At 69.3% G+C, this 17,673-nt stretch carries 17 protein-coding genes; 7 read left to right on the plus strand and 10 right to left on the minus strand.

Annotated elements, in window-relative coordinates:
* Positions 1-19: 19 nt before the first annotated feature.
* The 5 genes from rdgB to Q9R19_RS13460 are packed head-to-tail and all read right to left on the minus strand — an operon-like array spanning position 20 to position 4,702.
* Positions 20-613: an RdgB/HAM1 family non-canonical purine NTP pyrophosphatase gene (rdgB, locus tag Q9R19_RS13440; RefSeq protein WP_311257064.1), complete on the minus strand. Its 594-nt coding sequence runs from the start codon at positions 611-613 to the stop codon at positions 20-22.
* Positions 613-1,377 carry a ribonuclease PH gene (rph, locus tag Q9R19_RS13445; RefSeq protein WP_311256902.1) on the minus strand — a complete coding sequence of 255 codons (765 nt, stop codon included), beginning with the start codon at positions 1,375-1,377 and terminating at the stop codon, positions 613-615. The genes rdgB and rph overlap by 1 nt, the downstream gene beginning before the upstream one ends.
* A complete protein-coding gene (gene murI / locus Q9R19_RS13450; RefSeq protein ID WP_311256903.1) occupies positions 1,370-2,212 on the minus strand; it encodes a glutamate racemase in 843 nt (280 codons plus the stop codon). Before murI ends, rph begins: the two co-directional genes overlap by 8 nt.
* Before the next feature lie 22 nt (positions 2,213-2,234).
* Positions 2,235-3,185 carry an N-acetylmuramic acid 6-phosphate etherase gene (gene murQ / locus Q9R19_RS13455; RefSeq protein WP_311256904.1) on the minus strand — a complete coding sequence of 317 codons (951 nt, stop codon included), beginning with the start codon at positions 3,183-3,185 and terminating at the stop codon, positions 2,235-2,237.
* Positions 3,182-4,702, minus strand: a complete 1,521-nt coding sequence (locus Q9R19_RS13460) for a glycoside hydrolase family 3 N-terminal domain-containing protein (RefSeq protein WP_311256905.1) — start codon at positions 4,700-4,702, stop codon at positions 3,182-3,184. Before Q9R19_RS13460 ends, murQ begins: the two co-directional genes overlap by 4 nt.
* Positions 4,703-4,730: 28 nt before the next feature.
* Here Q9R19_RS13460 and Q9R19_RS13465 point away from each other — a divergent pair, with 28 nt between their 5' ends.
* A complete protein-coding gene (locus Q9R19_RS13465; RefSeq protein ID WP_396653495.1) occupies positions 4,731-6,113 on the plus strand; it encodes a nicotinate phosphoribosyltransferase in 1,383 nt (460 codons plus the stop codon).
* A gap of 3 nt (positions 6,114-6,116) precedes the next feature.
* Here Q9R19_RS13465 and Q9R19_RS13470 read toward each other — a convergent pair whose 3' ends face one another.
* The 3 genes from Q9R19_RS13470 to Q9R19_RS13480 form a co-directional block, all read right to left on the minus strand.
* Positions 6,117-6,383 (minus strand): DUF3039 domain-containing protein, encoded by a 267-nt coding sequence (locus tag Q9R19_RS13470; RefSeq protein ID WP_307372439.1) that lies wholly within the window; start codon positions 6,381-6,383, stop codon positions 6,117-6,119.
* Positions 6,384-6,449: 66 nt separating this feature from the next.
* Positions 6,450-8,018: a hypothetical protein gene (locus Q9R19_RS13475; RefSeq protein ID WP_311256907.1), complete on the minus strand. Its 1,569-nt coding sequence runs from the start codon at positions 8,016-8,018 to the stop codon at positions 6,450-6,452.
* Positions 7,994-9,262 (minus strand): ATP-binding cassette domain-containing protein, encoded by a 1,269-nt coding sequence (locus Q9R19_RS13480; protein WP_311256908.1) that lies wholly within the window; start codon positions 9,260-9,262, stop codon positions 7,994-7,996. The genes Q9R19_RS13475 and Q9R19_RS13480 overlap by 25 nt, the downstream gene beginning before the upstream one ends.
* Before the next feature lie 7 nt (positions 9,263-9,269).
* On the opposite strand from Q9R19_RS13480, the gene Q9R19_RS13485 reads away from it, so the two are divergent.
* The 4 genes from Q9R19_RS13485 (at position 9,270) to Q9R19_RS13500 (ending at position 12,085) form a co-directional block, all read left to right on the plus strand.
* Positions 9,270-9,803, plus strand: a complete 534-nt coding sequence (locus tag Q9R19_RS13485; protein ID WP_311256909.1) for a hypothetical protein — start codon at positions 9,270-9,272, stop codon at positions 9,801-9,803.
* A gap of 177 nt (positions 9,804-9,980) precedes the next feature.
* Positions 9,981-10,673 carry an NTP transferase domain-containing protein gene (locus Q9R19_RS13490; protein WP_311256910.1) on the plus strand — a complete coding sequence of 231 codons (693 nt, stop codon included), beginning with the start codon at positions 9,981-9,983 and terminating at the stop codon, positions 10,671-10,673.
* An 89-nt stretch (positions 10,674-10,762) separates the two neighbouring features.
* Positions 10,763-11,701 carry a hypothetical protein gene (locus Q9R19_RS13495; RefSeq protein WP_311256911.1) on the plus strand — a complete coding sequence of 313 codons (939 nt, stop codon included), beginning with the start codon at positions 10,763-10,765 and terminating at the stop codon, positions 11,699-11,701.
* A 78-nt stretch (positions 11,702-11,779) separates the two neighbouring features.
* Complete coding sequence (locus Q9R19_RS13500) at positions 11,780-12,085, plus strand: hypothetical protein (RefSeq protein ID WP_311256912.1); 306 nt, start codon at positions 11,780-11,782, stop codon at positions 12,083-12,085.
* Positions 12,086-12,097: 12 nt separating this feature from the next.
* On the opposite strand, the gene Q9R19_RS13505 is transcribed toward Q9R19_RS13500, so the two are convergent.
* A complete protein-coding gene (locus tag Q9R19_RS13505; RefSeq protein ID WP_311256913.1) occupies positions 12,098-12,409 on the minus strand; it encodes a helix-turn-helix transcriptional regulator in 312 nt (103 codons plus the stop codon).
* 154 nt (positions 12,410-12,563) lie between these two features.
* On the opposite strand from Q9R19_RS13505, the gene Q9R19_RS13510 reads away from it, so the two are divergent.
* Positions 12,564-14,303, plus strand: a complete 1,740-nt coding sequence (locus Q9R19_RS13510; RefSeq protein ID WP_311256914.1) for a class I SAM-dependent DNA methyltransferase — start codon at positions 12,564-12,566, stop codon at positions 14,301-14,303.
* 35 nt (positions 14,304-14,338) lie between these two features.
* Positions 14,339-15,538 carry a restriction endonuclease subunit S gene (locus tag Q9R19_RS13515; protein ID WP_311256915.1) on the plus strand — a complete coding sequence of 400 codons (1,200 nt, stop codon included), beginning with the start codon at positions 14,339-14,341 and terminating at the stop codon, positions 15,536-15,538.
* A 471-nt stretch (positions 15,539-16,009) separates the two neighbouring features.
* On the opposite strand, the gene Q9R19_RS13520 is transcribed toward Q9R19_RS13515, so the two are convergent.
* A complete protein-coding gene (locus Q9R19_RS13520) occupies positions 16,010-17,422 on the minus strand; it encodes a DUF222 domain-containing protein (RefSeq protein ID WP_311256916.1) in 1,413 nt (470 codons plus the stop codon).
* Positions 17,423-17,673: the final 251 nt, after the last annotated feature.

The following is a 17,673-nucleotide window of genomic DNA, read 5'->3' on the forward strand; positions in this document are numbered from 1 at the left end:
TCACTGGCGGGTCCGGATGCTACAGCTCGGCCAGCAGCGGGATCAGCGCCTGGAAGGCGCGGGCGCGATGCGACTGGGACTGCTTCTCGGCATCCGTGAACTGGCCGACGGTGCGCTCGGGCGCCGCGTCCTGGCCGTCCGGGATGAAGATCGGGTCGTAGCCGAAGCCGCCCTCCCCCGAAGCCTGATGCGCGAGACGGCCCGGCCAGATGCCGGCCACCGTCTGCTCGGAGCCGTCCGGCGTCACCAGGGCGATCGTGGAGTGGAACTGCGCGGCGCGGTGCGGGTCGGCGACGTCGCGCAGCTGATCCAGGAGCAGCTCGAGGTTCGCCGTGGCATCCTTCTTCTGTCCGGCCCAGTACGCCGAGAACACCCCGGGCGAGCCTCCGAGAACGTCCACGCAGATGCCGGAGTCGTCGGCGAGCGCCGGCAGCCCCGTGTGCGCGGCGGCCGCGCGCGCCTTGATCAGCGCGTTCTGCGCGAACGTCACGCCGTCCTCGACCGGCTCGGGGCCGTCGTAGCCGACGATCTCGAGATCGGGGCGCGCGGCCGCGACGATCTGCTGGAACTCGGCGACCTTGTGCGGGTTGTGCGTGGCGAGGACGACGCGCATCACGCGTCCGCTCCGGAACCGGCCAACCCGCCGACTGCCAGAGCCGCCAGCTGAAGCTCCGTCAGCGACGCGCAGCCGTTCACGCCCAGCTCGAGCAGGGCATCCAGCTCGCGCTTGTCGAAGGGCGCGCCCTCGGCGGTTCCCTGCACCTCGACGAACAGCCCGCGGCCGGTCACGACCACGTTCATGTCGGTCTCGGCGCGCACGTCCTCGACGTATGCCAGATCGAGCATGGGCTCGCCGTCGATGATCCCCACCGAGACCGCGGCGACGGAATCCCGCAGCGGGGTGGAGTTCCTGCCGATGAACTTCTTCTCGCGACCCCACTCGATGGCATCCGCCAGCGCCACGTACGCGCCGGTGATCGCGGCGGTGCGGGTGCCCCCGTCGGCCTGCAGCACGTCGCAGTCGATCACGATGGTGTTCTCGCCGAGCGCCTTGGTATCGACCACGGCGCGCAGCGCGCGGCCGATCAGCCGGGAGATCTCGTGCGTGCGACCACCGATGCGGCCCTTCACGCTCTCCCGGTCGTTGCGCGAGTTGGTGGCCCGGGGCAGCATCGCGTACTCGGCGGTCACCCAGCCCCTGCCCTTGCCCGTCAGCCAGCGCGGCACGCCGTTGGTGAACGATGCCGTGCACAGCACCTTCGTGCCGCCGAAGCTGATCAGCGCCGAGCCCTCGGCGTTGGCGGACCAGCCGCGCTCGATGGTCACCTCGCGGAGCTGGTCGGTGCGGCGTCCGTCTGCGCGCGTGGTCTCAGGCATCGTTCTCCTCCAGGGAAAGGTCGGGCAGCGTGATCACGCCGGTCTGCACGAGCTGCACGTCGCGCACCTCGCGGCCCATCAGCCGGTTGGCGAGCACCGTGAAATCGTCTGTCGAGTCTCCGGTGGCCTCGTAGGTGTAGGTCGCCACGGCGTCGGCGGGGGCGAGCTGGTCGCGGCGCACGAGCTGCCGGTACACGTCGGCGGCGGTCTCGTCGTCGCTGGAGACCAGCGAGACGCCGTCGCCCATCACGTAGCTGATCGCGCCCCGCAGGAACGGGTAGTGCGTGCATCCCAGCACCAGGGTGTCCACGCCCGCGGCGCGCAGCGGCGAGAGGTAGTCCTCGGCGACCGCGAGCACCTCCGGAGTGCCGGTGATGCCCGCCTCGACGAACTCGACGAAGCGCGGACACGCCGCCGTGAACACCTCGAGGCGCTCGTTCACCTCGAGCAGGTCCTGATAGGCGCGGGAGCCGATCGTGCCCACGGTGCCGATCACGCCGATGCGGCTGTTGCGGGTCGTCGAGACCGCACGCCGCACGGCCGGGCCGATCACCTCGACCACGGGGACGCTGTAGCGCTCGCGCGCGTCGCGCAGCATGGCGGCGGATGCCGTGTTGCAGGCGATCACGAGCATCTTCACCCCCTGATCGACGAGCGTGTCGAGCACCTCGAGGCTGTACCGGCGCACGTCGGCGATGGGCTTGGGACCGTAGGGCGAGTGGGCGGTGTCGCCGATGTAGACGAGCGATTCCTGCGGCAGCTGAGCGCGGATGGCCCTGGCGACTGTCAGCCCGCCGACTCCGGAGTCGAAGATGCCGATGGGCGCGTCGTTCATGATGTCCAAGCCTAGTCGGCCGCTAGTCCGCCGGGTCGGCAGCCGAGCGCGAAGCCAGCGCAGCCAGCGCTACGCGCAGGTGCCCGTCGGCTGCCGCGAGCGCCTCTCGCACCGCCGCAGGATCCGCTCCGGACGACACGATCCCGACCGCGAGCTTGACCGACCCGTCCGCTGCGGCGAGCGCCCGCGTGGCCTCGTCCGGGCTGCATCCGGTGGCGGAGATGACGATGCGCTCGGCGCGGGCACGCAGCTTCTCGTTGGTGGAGCGCACGTCGACCATGAGATTGCCGTAGACCTTGCCCAGCTGCACCATCGCGAGTGTCGAGAGCATGTTCAGCACGAGCTTCTGCGCCGTGCCGGAGTTCAGCCGGGTGGAGCCGGCCACGATCTCGGGCGCCGCCTCGGCCTCTATCGCGATGTCTGCATCCGCCGACATCTGCGCCGACCGGTTGCCTGCGAGCGAGATCGCAAGCGCGCCGCGTTCGCGGGCGGTCTGGAGGGCGCCGATCACGTACGGCGTGCGACCGGATGCCGAGATGCCGACCACGCTGTCCAGCGGGCCCGTCTCCAGTTCGACGATCGCGGCAGCACCGGCCGCAGCGTCGTCCTCGGCACCCTCCACGGCGGATCGCAGTGCGGTGTCGCCGCCGGCGATCACGCCGACGACGAGCCCGGGATCGGCGCCGAAGGTCGGCGGGACCTCACTGGCGTCGAGCACACCGAGCCGGCCCGGCGAGCCGGCGCCGATGTAGATCAGGCGGCCACCCCGCCGCATCCGCTCGACGATCCCGTCCACGGCCCGGGCGATGCTCTTCTCCGCCTCGGCGACTGCGTCGACCGCACGGTGCCCGTGCTCGGCCATCAGGCGCACCTGCGCGCGCGTGTCGAGCGTGTCGAGTTCGGCGAAGCGCGGATCCACGCGCTCGGTCGCGAACGTCTCGAGGGTGGATCGCAGCTCTGCACGGTCGGTCATGACGGTTCCTCTTCTGTCGCTTCTGCTGCGGTTCCGGCCCGCTCCCGTGCGGAATCGGCGGGCGGGTTCAGCAGCGCTCTTCGTGCGGCGCGGGCCGCGAGCAGGCTCGCCGCGGAAGCCGTGACGGTGGGGCCGGGGTCGGGAACGGCCAGTCCGACATTGACGGCCACCGTGCCGGGCACGGCGGAGCGGATCCTGTCGAGCACCGCCCGCTGCGCGGCATCCGCGTCGATGCGGTCCACGAGCACCACGCTCTGGCACTCGCCCGCGGCCAGGATCGCGGCCTCGATCTCCGCACCCGCCGCGCGGTCCGCGTCGAGACGGACCACCCGGCCACCCGCCGCGAGCGCCAGCGCGACATGCGAGCCCGCACTGTCGACGGCGAGGCTGGATGCCCGGCGCAGGTCGATCACGGTGGTCGGCGCATCGTCGAACGGCGCGAACGCGCCGTCGATCCGCAGTGCACGGTCGGCGATGGCATCCGCGTCGAAGGGGACGCCGGCGACCTCGCCACGGGCGCGGACGGTCGCAGCCATCGCCGCGACCCGGCGTGCGGCTTCCTCGACCCGGGCGCGCGGCAGCTCTCCGGAGCGGATCGCCGCGACGACGGCATCCCGTGCCTCCCGGTAATCGCGCTCGTCCTGGTCGGGACGCATCGCCGCGCCGGGGTTGGTGGGGTTCCCGACGCAGAGCAGGTCGGCTCCCGCGGCGAGCGCGCGCACCGCTCCCCCGCCGATGCCGACGCTCTCGCGGATCGCGGCCATGTCGAGCGCGTCCGTGATGATGACGCCGTCGAAGCCGGCCCGCAGGCGCCCGAGCACGACCGGGTCGAGGGTGGCGGGAGCGTCACCCCAGTGCTGCGCGGCGATGTGCGCGGTCATGATCGCGTGCACGCCGGCGTCGATGGCGGCGGTGAACGGCGGCAGGTGCACGCGCTCGATCTCGTCCTGGCTGAGCGTGATTCGCGGCAGGTCGTGGTGCGAGTCGGTGTGCGTGTCTCCATGGCCGGGATAGTGCTTGGCGCAGGCGGCGACGCCGGCGGACTGGATGCCGCGGACGGCGGCGGCCACGTGCCTGGACACGAGTGCGGTGTCGGAGCCGAAGGCGCGCACGCCGATGACCGGATTGCGCGGGTCGGTGTTCACGTCGGCGACGGGCGCGAGCACGACGTCCGCGCCGATCGCGTCGACCCGGCGGCCGATCTCGAAGCCCGCGGCCCGGGTGGCCTCGACGTCGTCCAGCGCCCCGAGCTCCGCTGCTCCCGGAATGGTGGAGCCCGTCGCAGTCTCGAGCCGGGTGACGCTGCCGCCCTCCTCATCGATCCCGATGAGCGCCTGCGGCGCCAGCCGGTGGATGTCGGCGCTCAGCGCCGCGGTGCCACCGCCGAGGTTCTGTGCGAAGAGGACGACGCCGGCGAGTCCGTCCCGCAGGGCATCCGCGAGCCAGCCGGGAACCGTGCTGCCGAGGAATCCGGGCCAGAGCACGGCGTTGGCGAGTCGTTCCAGTTCGTCGGGCACGATCATCAGTATTCCTGATTCCGCGCACCTGCACAGCGCGAGGACCCGGCGTCGGCAGGATGGGATGCGACGCGCGGAATACACTGAGCGGATGAGCTCCGCGTTCCTCACCGACCGCTATGAACTGACCATGCTCGCCGCCTCGCTGCGCGACGGCACGGCCGGCCGGCCCTCTGTGTTCGAGCTGTTCTCGCGGCGGCTCGCTGGCGGCCGCCGGTTCGGCGTGGTGGCCGGCACCGGGCGGCTGCTGCAGCTGCTGAGGGAGTTCCGCTTCGACGACGACGAGCTGCGCTTCCTGCGCGACAACGATGTGGTGGATGCCGAGGCGATCCGCTACCTGGAGCGCTACCGGTTCACCGGGACGATCCTCGGCTACCGCGAGGGCGAGCTCTACTTCCCGGGCTCACCCGTGCTGACCGTGGAGGGCTCCTTCGCGGATGCCGTGGTGCTGGAGACCCTGGCGCTCAGCGTGCTCAATCACGACTCCGCCGTCGCCACCGCGGCCTCGCGGATGAGCATCGCCGCCGGGGAGCGTCCCCTGGCCGAGATGGGCTCGCGCCGGGCGGCCGAGCACTCCGCCGTGGCTGCGGCACGCGCGGCCTTCATCGCCGGGTTCGGCGCCACCAGCAACCTCGAGGCGGGCCGGCGATGGGGCATCCCCACGATGGGGACGGCCGCGCACTCCTGGACCCTGCTGCACGACAGCGAGGAGGACGCGTTCCGCGCACAGGTGCAGAGCCTGGGCGTCGGCACGACGCTGCTGGTGGACACCTACGACATCCGCACCGGCGTGGAGACGGCGATCCGCGTGGCCGGCCGCGAGCTCGGCGGCGTGCGGCTGGACTCCGGCGACCTGCCCATCGTCGCCGCCGAGGTGCGCGCGCAGCTGGACGATCTCGGCGCCACGGGCACGAGGATCACCGTCACCAGCGACCTCGACGAGTACGCCATCGCGGCGCTCGCCGCCTCACCGGTCGACGCGTACGGCGTCGGCACCTCGGTGGTCACCGGGTCGGGGTATCCGACCGCGGGGATGGTCTACAAGCTGGTCGCCCGCCAGGACGCGGCAGGCGGCTGGGTGGCGGTGGCCAAGGCATCCGCCGACAAGGCCTCCCGAGGCGGCCGCAAGGCGGCGTTCCGCTCGCTCGAGGACGGCGTCGCCGTGGCCGAGACGATCTCGGTCGCCGACGGGTTCGAGCCGGTCGACGTCGCCGGGTCCCACCCCGGCGCGCGGGCCGTGCAGGTGGTGCTCGTCGACAACGGCGAGATCGACACCGCGCACGAGGGCCCCGACGGCACCGCCGCCGCGCGCGAGCACCATCTGCGCGTGCGAGAGGAACTGCCGCTGCGGGCGCTCGCGCTCAGCAAGTCCGACCCGGCGATCCCGACGGTCTTCACCGAGCAGGAGTGAGGGTCAGCCGACCATCTTCTCGTAGATCTCCTTGCACGTCGGGCAGATCGGGAACTTCTCCGGGTCGCGTCCCGGTGTCCACTTCTTGCCGCAGAGTGCCCGCACCGGCTTGCCGGTGATGGCGGACTCGAGGATCTTGTCCTTCTTCACGTAGTGCGAGAAGCGCTCATGGTCGCCGGGCTCGAGATTCTCCTCGCGGAGGAGCTCTTCGAGTTCACGATCAAGCGTTGCCACGCCACCCTGATCGGGGCTGTCCAGCGGAGTACTCATGTGGCGATTCTAGCGGCCGGCACCACCCGCAGGACCGGTTCCCCGGTCGGCCGACGCGGGCGGGGATCAGGTCGTCTCGACGAACTCCATCAGTCGCGTGCCCCCGCGCTCGAAGATGGCCCCGCCGATGGCCGCTCCCCCGAACAGCACCAGCACCCCCGTGATGATTCCCGTCCAGAACGTGGCGGGTGCGTGGCGGTCGCCATCGACGACGGTGAGCACGAACAGCCACAGCGTCGGCAGGCTGACCACGAGAGCGGCGAGGAACGTGCCTGCCGCGCCGAAGGATCCGTGCGACGAGGAGCGCTGCGGCTGCTGGAACGGGCTGTCACCCGGGCGCGAGACCGCGTACGGTGCCACGACCGAGGCGATGCTGGACATGCCGAGGCCGCCGAGCAGCAGAGCGGATGCCACCCCGACGAGCGGCAGCAGCAGTTGCCACTCGCCGGTGAACGCAAGCGTGACCGAGACGGCGATCGCGAGCACCGGGATCGAGACGAGCATGACGGGGACCAGCCGTCCCAGGCGGTCGGGCAGGCCCCGCACGCCACTGGCGATGTGGATCCACAGTGCCGTGGAGTCGTAGGCGACATCGTTGTGCGGCAGCCAGCCGAAGAAGAGCGCCATCAGCGGCACCGGCACGAGCGCCGCAGCCCAGGGCGGGACGCCGGCGATCATCAGCGGGAACACCGTGAGCACGCCGGCGACCGGCACGATCAGCACGTTCACGATGTACCGCCGGTCGCGCATCCAGTACACCAGGCTGCGCGCGGCCACCGCCCCGAAAGCCGTGGTCGGCAGCGTCGAGAACCATCCGAGCCCGGATCGCTCCCGCGTGGCGTAGGGACGCTCGGTGGTGGACAGCATCCGCCGGACCAGGTGCCCCCACAGCGCGAGCAGGGCGGCCAGCGTCAGCAGCGCGACCAGCCCGCTGGTCCACGCCGCGCCGGTCTCGCCCGCCGCCAGGCGGAACAGGAAGGCCTGCGGCGCGGCCAGCGGCGTGTAGCCGACGAACGCGGTCACCGCGGCGGCAGCAGGCGGCACGTGCCCGTCCCACCGCATCGAGGCGAAGTAGGCGGCGACCGGGAACGCGATGGCGATGATCGGGATCGTGAACAGCACGGTCAGCTCGCGAGAGCGGCGCTCGGGCAGGACGATCGCGCTGATCGCCATCCCGATGCGCGCGACGAGCGCCGTGGAGAGCACGCTCACCAGCGCAGCCGCGACCGCGGCCGGCCAGGGGACCGATGCGACCGTCGTCACGGCGACCGCGAACACGACGTGCACGGCGACGAGGGCCATGCTCGGCACGCTGACCAGCGACGCGAGCGCGAGGATCCACGGCATCCGCTTCAGGTCGACGCCGAACGGCGCGAATCTGCGCGGGTCCAGCTGATCCTGCGCCCCGACGAGGATCGGCCCCAGGAAGAACGCGACGAACACCGACGCCCCTCCCAGCACGATCACAGTGCGCGCGGTGGGCAGCGGCGCGCTTCCCAGCCCCAGCACCGCGACGCAGACGGCGACCGTGACCGCAGCGGTGGCCAGCAGCGCGAGCACCCCGCGCACCGCCCGTTGCGGGCGCAGCGCGCCGGCGAGCAGCCGCAGCCTCAGCCCGAGAACGTGTGCAACCACTCCAGGCCCTCCACTTCGCCACCCGTGCCGGAGAGCTCGACGAACCTCGCCGCCAGGGTCTGGCCGGCGCGCACCTCGTCCACGGTGCCCTCGGCCAGCACGTCGCCGCCCACGATCACGGCGACCCGCGAGCACACCTGCTCGACCAGGTCCATGCCGTGGCTGGAGAGGATGACGGTGCCGCCGTGCGCCACATAGGACCGCAGGATGTCGAGGATCACGCCCGAGGAGACCGGATCGACCGCCTCGAACGGCTCGTCGAGCACGAGCACCCGGGGCGAGTGGATCAGCGCACCCGCGAGCATGATCTTCTTGGTCATCCCCGCGGAGTAGTCCGACACGACGCGGCCGAGCGCCTCGGTGAGATCGAACGCGCGGGCCAGGTCGGCGACGCGCTTCTCGATCACGGCGCGCTTCAGTCCGCGCAGCTGGCCGTAGTAATGCAGCAGCTGACGCCCGGTGAGCCTGTCGAACGTGCGCAGCCGGTCGGGAAGCACCCCCATCACCCGCTTCGCGTCGAGCGGGCGCGCCTTCTGATCGATGCCGCAGATGTGCACGGAGCCCGCGTCGGCGCGCAGCAGCCCGGCGATGATCGACAGCGTGGTGGTCTTGCCCGCGCCGTTCGGCCCGACCAGCCCGTAGAACGAGCCGGCGGGCACGGTCAGGTCGATGCCGTCGACGGCGTTCGAGTCACCGAAGCGCTTGACCAGACCGCGTATGCGGATCGCGTCGGCGGCGGGTTCGGAATCCGCGGGCGGACCGGCGACCACGACGGCATCGGGTTCGGCGGGATCGGGGTCAGCGGGATCGGGGTCGGGCTCGGCGGGATCGCGTGCGGCATCCGCCTCCTCCGCCGATGCGGGCTCGGTCTCCGGCGTCGTTTCGGGGGCGGTCTCCGGCGTCGGCTCGGCCGTGAGCACCGGTTCGGGAGCAGCCTCGGGAGTCGGCTCGGCCTCGGGGGCCGGCTCGGTCGCGGCCACCGGCTCGGGAACGGCCTCGGGCGCCGGCGGGTCGGTGCGGGGGCTTTCCTCGGCGGCGGGCCGCAGCACCGGCTCCACGACGTCGGGAGGCGTCGACGTCTTCGGCAGCGCGGGGATGTAGGCGATGAGTTCGTCGGATGCCGAACGCTGCGCGGCGTTCGCAGCTGCGGATGCGGCGGGCTTCCTCGGTGCCGCGGGCTTCTTCGCGGTTGACGGCGTCTTCGGCGCTGCAGGCTTCCTCGCCGACGCCGTCTTCTCGGTCACTGCCTTCGTGGTAGCTGTCTTCGTCGTCGTCGTCTTCGCGGTTGCGGGCTTCTTCGCCCCAGCCGGCTTCGCCGTCGCCGTCTTCGCGGCGGCCGTCTTCGCGGCGGCCGTCTTCGCGGTCGCCGGCTTTTTGGCTGCCGGGGATCCGGCAGCGCTCGCCGACGTGGGCGCGGTCGTCCTCTTCGCGGCGGGTTCACGCGAGTTCTTGGCCGCGCCGGCATCCGCCGCGGCCTTCTTCACGGCGGCGGTCTTCGACGCGTTCGCCGCCGCGGCCTGCTTCGCTCCGGTGCTCTTGGACGCACTCGCCGCAGCCGCAGCCTTCTTCGCCGCCGTGGTCTTGGCCGCCGCAGACCTGGCGGCCGCCGATTTCGCACCCGTCGACTTCGTGCCGGTCTTCGTGCTCGCGGCGGGCGCAGCCGTCTCCTCCGCCTTCCCCGACCGGGCGGTGTCGTCGCGGTCATCGCCTGAGTCGAGAGCAGCTGTCACGGGTACTACGGTATCAAGCCAACGGTCCCCCGACCGAGGCTCTGACACGGGCTGAAACCCGCTTTGCAGACCCGCAGATGAACCTGAGTGGCAGGTGTGCGATCGATCACGAAACGGCAACGGCATCCGGGCTGCCGGAGCTCTCCCAGGTGCGATCAGTACCATGGCTCTGGCACGAAGAGGTGTCCCGTCGATGAATCGACAGTGAACACAAGCTCTTTTAGGAGAAATCGTGACTCTTCAGACCGTCATCCTCGCAGCGGGCATGGGCTCGCGCCTCGGCCGTGCTCTGCCGAAGCCGCTCACCGAGCTCAGCGACGGACGCACCATCATGCAGCAGCAGCACGACAACATCCGCGCCGTGTTCGGGCGTGACGCCCGGATCACCGCCGTGGTCGGCTACCGCGCGGAGACCATCATCGAGGCGTTCCCGTCGGCGAAGTACGTGCACAACGAGCGCTACGACGTCACCAACACCTCCAAGAGCCTGCTGCGTGCGCTGAACGCCACGGGCAGGGGCGGGGTGCTGTGGATGAACGGCGACGTCGTCTTCGACCCGCGCATCCTGGGCCGGGCGATCGAGTTCATCGAGCGCGACCAGTCCTTCGTCACCGTCAACACCTCCAAGGTGAGCGACGAGGAGGTCAAGTACACCGTGACCGCCGAGGGCTTCATCAAGGAGCTGTCGAAGACGGTCAAGGGCGGACTCGGCGAGGCCGTCGGCATCAACTACATCTCCTCGACCGACAAGGCCGCGTTCATTCGCCAGCTGCAGCGCGTCGACGACCAGGACTACTTCGAGCGCGGTCTCGAGCTCGCGATCGCCGAGAACGGCCTGCTGCTCGAGCCGATGGATGTCTCTGACCTGTACGCGGTCGAGATCGACTTCGCCGAGGACCTGGAGCGCGCGAACCTCTTCGTGTGATCCCGTCGCACGAGACGCACACGAATGCCGTCGCCCCCCGGGGCGGCGGCATTCGGCTTTCTCGCGGATGCTGTGCATAGGATCACCCCATGCCTGAGAAGGTCCACAAGCTCCACATCGTGCCGGACGCGCCGCCGCCTGCACCGGCGCCGGAGTCGCGCTCGTTCTCGACGCGCGGGCTGGATCGCGTCCTGTCCGTGCAGCGCCCACTCGTCGTGGCTCACCTGCGCAGCATCCGACTCCGCCACCCGACTGCCACTCCGCAGGACATCATCAAGATCCTCGAGACGCGCTACCTCGCCGCCGTGACGACGGGCGGAGCCGCCGTCGGAGCCGCCGCCGTCGTCCCCGGCGTCGGAACCGGCATCACCCTGGCGCTCTCGGGCGCGGAGACCGTCGGCTTCATGGAGTCGACGGCGCTGTTCGCCCAGTCGGTCGCCGAGGTGCACGGCATCGCGGTGCAGGACCCGGAGCGCGCGCGAGCACTGGTGATGGCGCTGATGCTCGGCAAGGAGGGCATCGATCTCGTCTCGCAGCTGACGCGGCAGGCCGCCGGCAAGGGTGGCACGCGGGCGTCGTACTGGGGCGAACTCGTCACGAAGTCGCTGCCGCGCGCCGCGGTCGGACCGCTGGTTGACCGGCTGAAGTCGGAGTTCATCCGGCAGTTCGCCTCGCGGGGCAGCGCGTCGTTCCTGGGAAAGGCGCTGCCGTTCGGCGTCGGCGCTGCCGTCGGCGGTGCGGGGAACCACCTTCTGGGCAGACGCGTGCTGAGCAGTTCGCGCCGCGCCTTCGGGTTCCCTCCGCCTTGGCTTCCGCCCGAGCTGGAGCCGGTCGCCGGCAGCGAGAGGCTGGAGAGGCGGATGCTGCACGGCGCCCGCCTGATCGGCGCGAACGTCGCGTCCCGGACCGCGGATGCCACGGCCAGGACCGCTCGCGCGGTCAGGGGTGCGACGCAGAGGGTCGGCCGGCGTCGATCCGGGGACAGCGAGGGCACCGAGCTCGATGCTCCCTCCACATCCGCCGACTGACGACGAGTTCTCCACAGCCCGAGGGCCGCGGCCTCACCTGGCCGCTTCGGCGTCGGAAGCCGTCCTTAGCTTGGCCGGATGCTGCACTCGATCGACACCACCCAGTCGCCTCCGCCGACCGCCTACTGCGTGCCGTGGGTGATCACCCGACGCGATCGCACGCATCCGGTGGTGATGAACGCGGGCCGCGAGCCGGTGGACTTCGTCAAGGTGATGCGCAGCGACGCCCAGGACGGCCGGCTGGTCGACCTGTGGGGTCAGGTGCTGCCCACCGAGACCATCGAGCTGTGCCTGTGCGATTCCGACGTCGATGACCTGGTCGTCACGATCGCCTGGTTCCGCCAGCACGACGGCCTGGAGTACGTGTGGCGCTTCGTCGTGTGACGGGTTCGGCGATCACGCCTCTCCCTCGCGCCGCCTCAGTTCCCGGCGGAAGTCAGCCTCGGAGTAGGGCGTCTTGACGTCCTTCGGCAGGTCGGCAGCGGTCAGCCCGCTGACGAAGACCTCCGGCTTCTGCTCCAACGCCGTCGCCAGCTGGATCAAGGCGAACAGCGTGGGGTTGCCCTCGCCTGCCTCGATCCGCGCCAGGTGCGACGAGTTCAGTCCCGATCGCTCCGAGAGCGTCTGCCGGCTCATCGAGTTCTTCTCGCGGAGCCTGCGCACCAGCATCCCGAGCTTCTCGGATGCCTGTGAGCGCGATGCATTCATCCGTCAAGCATCCAAGCCCTGATGTTTCCGTAGGCGCTCGCGAAGGCGACAGCTTGCATGAGCTGCTCTTTTAGGAGATGGTTAAGCCGTTCTGCCCGCTCGAGCGCCTCCCCTGACGGCTCGCGAGGCGACATCGGCTGGAAGGGCGCTATCGGTGAGCAGTCTCGGAACCTTCGTGTGGCAGATCGCGGATCAGCTCCGGGGCCCGTTCAAACCGCATCAGTACGGCGACGTCATCCTCCCGATGACGATCCTGCGGCGTCTCGACGGTGTGATGTCTGCCCACCGCGACGTCATCGATGAGGTTCTGGAGAGCACCGACAGCGAGGACCTGCGCGACGTCCGCATCCGTCAGAAGACGGGGCTCGGCTTCTACAACTCCTCCCCGTGGACCTTCACCCGGCTGCTCGGCGACCCCGAAGGCCTGCAGGCGAACCTGATCGACTACATCTCCGGCTTCTCGAAGAGCATCGACGTGTTCGACCGGTTCAAGTTCGACGACCAGATCGAGGCCCTCGCCGAGAGCAACCGGCTGCTGATCGTCGTGCAGCGCTTCGCCGAGGTCGACCTCTCCCCCGAGGCGCTGCCGAACGCCGCCATGGGCGACCTCTTCGAGGAGCTGATCCGCAAGTTCGCCGAGGCGTCCAATGAGACGGCCGGTGAGCACTTCACTCCGCGCGATGCCATTCGGCTGATCGTCGATCTGCTGTTCGCCGGCGACGACTCCGGTCTCACGGCGAAGGGCGCTGTGCGCTCCATCTATGACCCGACGGCGGGCACGGGCGGGATGCTGTCGGTCGCGGAGGAGCGGCTGCTGGAGATGAATCCGGATGCCAAGCTGCGTCTGTACGGGCAGGAGATCAATCCGCAGTCGTACGCGATCTGCAAGAGCGACATGATCGCGAAGGGCCAGGACGCCACCAACATCCGCCTCGGCAACACGCTGTCGGACGACCTGTTCGCGGGGCAGACCTTCGACTACTGCCTGTCGAACCCGCCTTACGGAGTGGACTGGAAGGCCTCTCAGGCTGCGGTGAAGGCGCACATCCAGGAGACCGGCGAGCGCAGTCGCTTCCCGGGCGGACTGCCGCCGATCAGTGACGGGCAGATGCTGTTCCTGCAGCACATCGCCACGAAGATGCGTCCTGTCCACGAGGGTGGTGGGCGTGCGGGAATCGTGCTGAACGGCTCGCCACTGTTCACGGGTGGTGCGGAGTCCGGGCCGAGCGAGATCCGCCGGTGGCTGCTGGAGCACGACCTGGTCGATGCGATCGTCGCCCTGCCGACGAACATGTTCTACAACACCGGCATCGCCACCTACGTGTGGCTGCTCGACAACCAGAAGCCGGCCGATCGCATCGGCACCGTGCAGCTGATCGACGGAACCGGGTTCTGGAGCAAGCTGCGAAAGAACCTCGGTCAGAAGAACCGCGAGGTGGCGACGACGGACCGCGCCGAGATCGCCCGGCTGTACGCCGAGCACACCGAGCAGAAGCACTCCAAGATCTTCCCGACGGATGCCTTCGGCTACTGGACCATCACTGTCGAGCGCCCGCTGCGCGATGAGGCGGGCGCGATCGTCACGGATCGCAAGGGCAACCCGAAACCGGACTCCAAGCTCCGGGACACCGAGAACGTCCCGTTCACGTGGGGTGGGAACGAGGAGGGAGCGGATGCCCGGGATGCCGTGATCCAGGCGTACTTCGAGGCCGAGGTGCTCCCCCATGTTCCGGATGCCTGGGTCGATGCCGCCAAGACGAAGGTCGGCTACGAGATCCCCTTCACCCGCCACTTCTACGAGTACGTCCCTCCGCGCCCGCTCGAGGAGATCGACGCCGAGCTCAACCAGCTCGTCGGCGAGATCATGGAGTTGCTGCGCGAGGTGGAGCGTTGAGTTGGCCGTTCGAGCACCTCCCACACACCTGGCGGATGCTCCCAATCTCGAGTTGCTTCGAGGAGCGTAATGAGACAGTCAGTGACGCCGACTTCGAGCCGCTCTCCGTCACGAAGAACGGTGTCGTGCCGCGTCTCGAAAATGTCGCGCTCACAAACTCGACCGACAATCGAAAGCTCGTCAGACGCGGCGACTTCGTCATCAATTCACGCTCGGATCGCAAGGGTTCGAGCGGCATTTCACCACTTGACGGGAGTGTCTCCGTTGTCTACACGGTGTTGACGCCCCGCTACGTCATCTCGGCACGTTACGCACATCATCTGCTTCGAAGTACAGCGTTCCAGGAAGAGTTCTACCGCTGGGGCAGCGGTATCGTCGCTGACCTATGGTCCACTCGATATTCGACGATGAAGTCGATCTCGATCCCAGTCCCACCTCAATCTGAGCAAAAGGTGATCGCCGACTACCTCGACCGCGAAACCGCTCAGATCGACAAGCTCATCGCGAAGCAGGAACAGCTCATCGCCACCCTCCGCGAGCGCCGCGTTGCCGCGATCTCCGCCGCTGTCACACCGAACTTCGGAGAATCAGGTGCCGATGATTGGTTCGGGTCTGCGCCAGACGGCTGGCGCATCGCGAGTCTGAAACAGCACTTCGAGATTGCACTGGGGAAGATGATCAACGGAAACACATTGTCCGGAGATGAGGAGCAAGCTCCATACCTCGCTGCTGGATCCATCCAGCCAGACCACCTGGTCGCCGACGCAACGAAGACAATGCCTTTCACACCTTCCGAGTTGGCCAAGTACTCGCTGCTATGCGATGACATCGTCGTTGTCGAGGGCGGTGCGGGATATGGTCGTAGCCACCGACTGACAAGAGATCTCCCCGGGTGGGGGTTCCAGAATCACGTCGCACGCCTGCGCAGTAGCTCAGCACTGGTCAGCTCCCGCTTCGCCACTTATGTACTCAAAGCGTGTGTAGCGAGCGGGTACGTCGAAGCCAACAACCGAACAGCCACCTTGCCTTCGCTCTCACGCGACGTCCTCGGAGCCATCCGCTTCATTTACCCAGCGACAGATGAGCAGCAGAGGATCTGCGACGCCCTGGACCAGCGACTCGCTGCCAGCGACGCCCTCATCGCCAAGGCCGAGCGCTTCATCGAACTCTCGAAGGAGCGCCGCGCGGCGCTGATCACAGCGGCGGTCACCGGTCAGCTGGAGATCCCTGCCTGACGCATTTCGTCACTTCGACTCGCTCCGCTCGCTCAGTGACCGGGGGTGGTGTTCCCCCGAAGACGCGTGAGGGCGGAGGGATCGTCGCGTGAGCGAGCATCGGGGAGGAGCGAAGCGGAAGGGCCCCCGCTCTGCGAGCGAAGCGACGATCCCGCAGCCCGCCACCAGAGCACGTTTCGTCACTTCGACTCGCTGCGCTCGCTCAGCGCATTTCGTCACTTCGACTCGCTGCGCTCGCTCAGTACACCGCTCGCTGCGCTCGCTCAATGACCGGGGTGGTGTTCCCCCGAAGATACGTGAGGGCGGAGGGATCGTCGCGTGAGCGAGCATCGGGGTGGCGCGCCAGCGCCGGGGCCCCCGCTCTGCGAGCGAAGGGACGATCCCGCAGCCCGCCAACGCAGGGTGCATTTCGTCTCGCTTCGCTCGCTCAATGACCGGGTGGTGGGGGCGCGCTCGATGACCGGATGGCAACTACGTGAATGCGAAGTCCGGCAGCGACAGACGCGGGACGCGCCAGCGCTGGAGTGGGTCCCACCAGGAGGGGCCGCGGATCTCGGGCAGCCCGTCATTCATTCGGATCTCCCACCCGGCGTGATCCAGTGACCGGTGGTGCCACCAGCACAGCGGCACGCCGTTGTCTGTGCTGGTCGGCCCGCCGCGCGCATACTCGACGACGTGGTGGATCTCGCACCAGGACGCGGGGACGTGGCAGCCCGGGATGAGGCATTCCTTGTCGCGGAGGGTGATCGCGCGACGCTGGTACACGTCGAAGATGCGGTCGGTGATGGTCATCCCGACGATCCGCCCCTTCTCGGTGAACACGCGTTGCAGAGCACCGGTGCAGCCGGTGTGACGGGCGACGGCACCGCTGACGGGCCCGTCGACGCCCGGGATGCGGGCCCACGAGTCGTCATCGAAGTCGATGTGCACGACCAGCGTCGGTGCGGCACCGCCCAGCGAGGGCATATCAGCGTGGCGCGCGGCGATCCCGAGGGCCGCGGCCAGCGCGTCGTGCTGCTTCTGCCCGTGCGTGCGCGTGTCGAGCACGCTGCGCAGGTCGCTGTTGAACTCGTCTTCGACGGCATCCACGTCATCGTCGGACGGCCGGAACGCAACGCCCTCCGGAATCGGCGGCCCGTCGGTCTTGGGATTGAGCTGCGCGTCGAGCAGCAGCTGCAACTGGGCGTAGGTCTCGGGCAGCAGGTTGCCGCGCATCGGGTACACGCCATCGCGCATCCGCCCGATCGTCAGGTACCGCTTGCGCATCGCACGCGCCTCGACAGGCTCGGCACCATCCGGGTCGAGCCGCACGGCGATCTCGTGCGCGAGCGCCTTCAACTCCTCCGGAGTCGGGGCCGGAGTCACATCGGACTCCGCCTCGACGTCGCCACCCACCGTGTATCCGTGCGCCACGTCGGCGAGGAGTGCATCAGCCTTCCAGCGGTCTACGGAGCCGATCCGATCTCCGGCCGACTCGATCGGGCCCGTTGCAGCCAGCAGGCCCGTGACCCCGATCGCGCCGTCGAGCAGTGCCTGCCGCAGGGCAGGCCACTTCGCCGGCACGAATTCTCCTGACGTGAGATCCGTGTCGCGACGCGTGAGCCTGCCCGCCTTCGCCACCTGCGCGGCTGTGCGCGAATCGACCCGAAGAGTGCGCTGCAGCAGCTCGTTCATACTGCGGCATCCGGCGCTGTTGGGAACATCCACCGGGTCGGACGTCGCCACCGCCTCGACGACGACAGCCTCCACCCTCCTCAGCACTTCACCGGCAGCGTTCAGCACCGAGAGCCGCTCGGAATCCGACAGCGTCGAAAGCGCATCCGCACCCAGCACCAGATCGAGGTCGGAGGCGACCCGATCGAGGACGGCGACGGTGCTGTTCATGCTTCTATTCAACAGGGGACCACCGACACTTCGACTCGCTGGCGCTCGCTCAGTGCATCGCATTGGGAGCTCGTGATCGAGGCTGGTCAGAGATTCTTTTCAGAGAAGCCAATCCTCCATCTGGCATGTCTGCGAGCGCGGAGGGATCGTCGCGTGAGCGAGCATCGGGGTGGCGCGCCAGCGCCGGGGTTGAGGCCGTGGTTCCTGAGCGAGCGAAGCGAGTCGAAGGGCTGCGAGCGAAGCGACGATCC

The sequence above is a fragment of the Microbacterium sp. ARD32 genome (genome assembly GCF_031844385.1).
Lineage (GTDB): Bacteria > Actinomycetota > Actinomycetes > Actinomycetales > Microbacteriaceae > Microbacterium.

Excerpts from the sequence above, each read along its gene's own strand:
- Q9R19_RS13505 (WP_311256913.1), bottom strand. The coding sequence starts at position 12,409 with ATGAATGCATCGCGCTCACAGGCATCCGAGAAGCTCGGGATGCTGGTG.
- murI (WP_311256903.1), bottom strand. The coding sequence starts at position 2,212 with ATGAACGACGCGCCCATCGGCATCTTCGACTCCGGAGTCGGCGGGCTG.
- rdgB (WP_311257064.1), bottom strand. The coding sequence starts at position 613 with ATGCGCGTCGTCCTCGCCACGCACAACCCGCACAAGGTCGCCGAGTTC.
- Q9R19_RS13520 (WP_311256916.1), bottom strand. The coding sequence starts at position 17,422 with ATGAACAGCACCGTCGCCGTCCTCGATCGGGTCGCCTCCGACCTCGAT.
- Q9R19_RS13495 (WP_311256911.1), top strand. The coding sequence starts at position 10,763 with ATGCCTGAGAAGGTCCACAAGCTCCACATCGTGCCGGACGCGCCGCCG.
- Q9R19_RS13500 (WP_311256912.1), top strand. The coding sequence starts at position 11,780 with ATGCTGCACTCGATCGACACCACCCAGTCGCCTCCGCCGACCGCCTAC.
- murQ (WP_311256904.1), bottom strand. The coding sequence starts at position 3,185 with ATGACCGACCGTGCAGAGCTGCGATCCACCCTCGAGACGTTCGCGACC.
- rph (WP_311256902.1), bottom strand. The coding sequence starts at position 1,377 with ATGCCTGAGACCACGCGCGCAGACGGACGCCGCACCGACCAGCTCCGC.
- Q9R19_RS13470 (WP_307372439.1), bottom strand. The coding sequence starts at position 6,383 with ATGAGTACTCCGCTGGACAGCCCCGATCAGGGTGGCGTGGCAACGCTT.
- Q9R19_RS13515 (WP_311256915.1), top strand. The coding sequence starts at position 14,339 with ATGCTCCCAATCTCGAGTTGCTTCGAGGAGCGTAATGAGACAGTCAGT.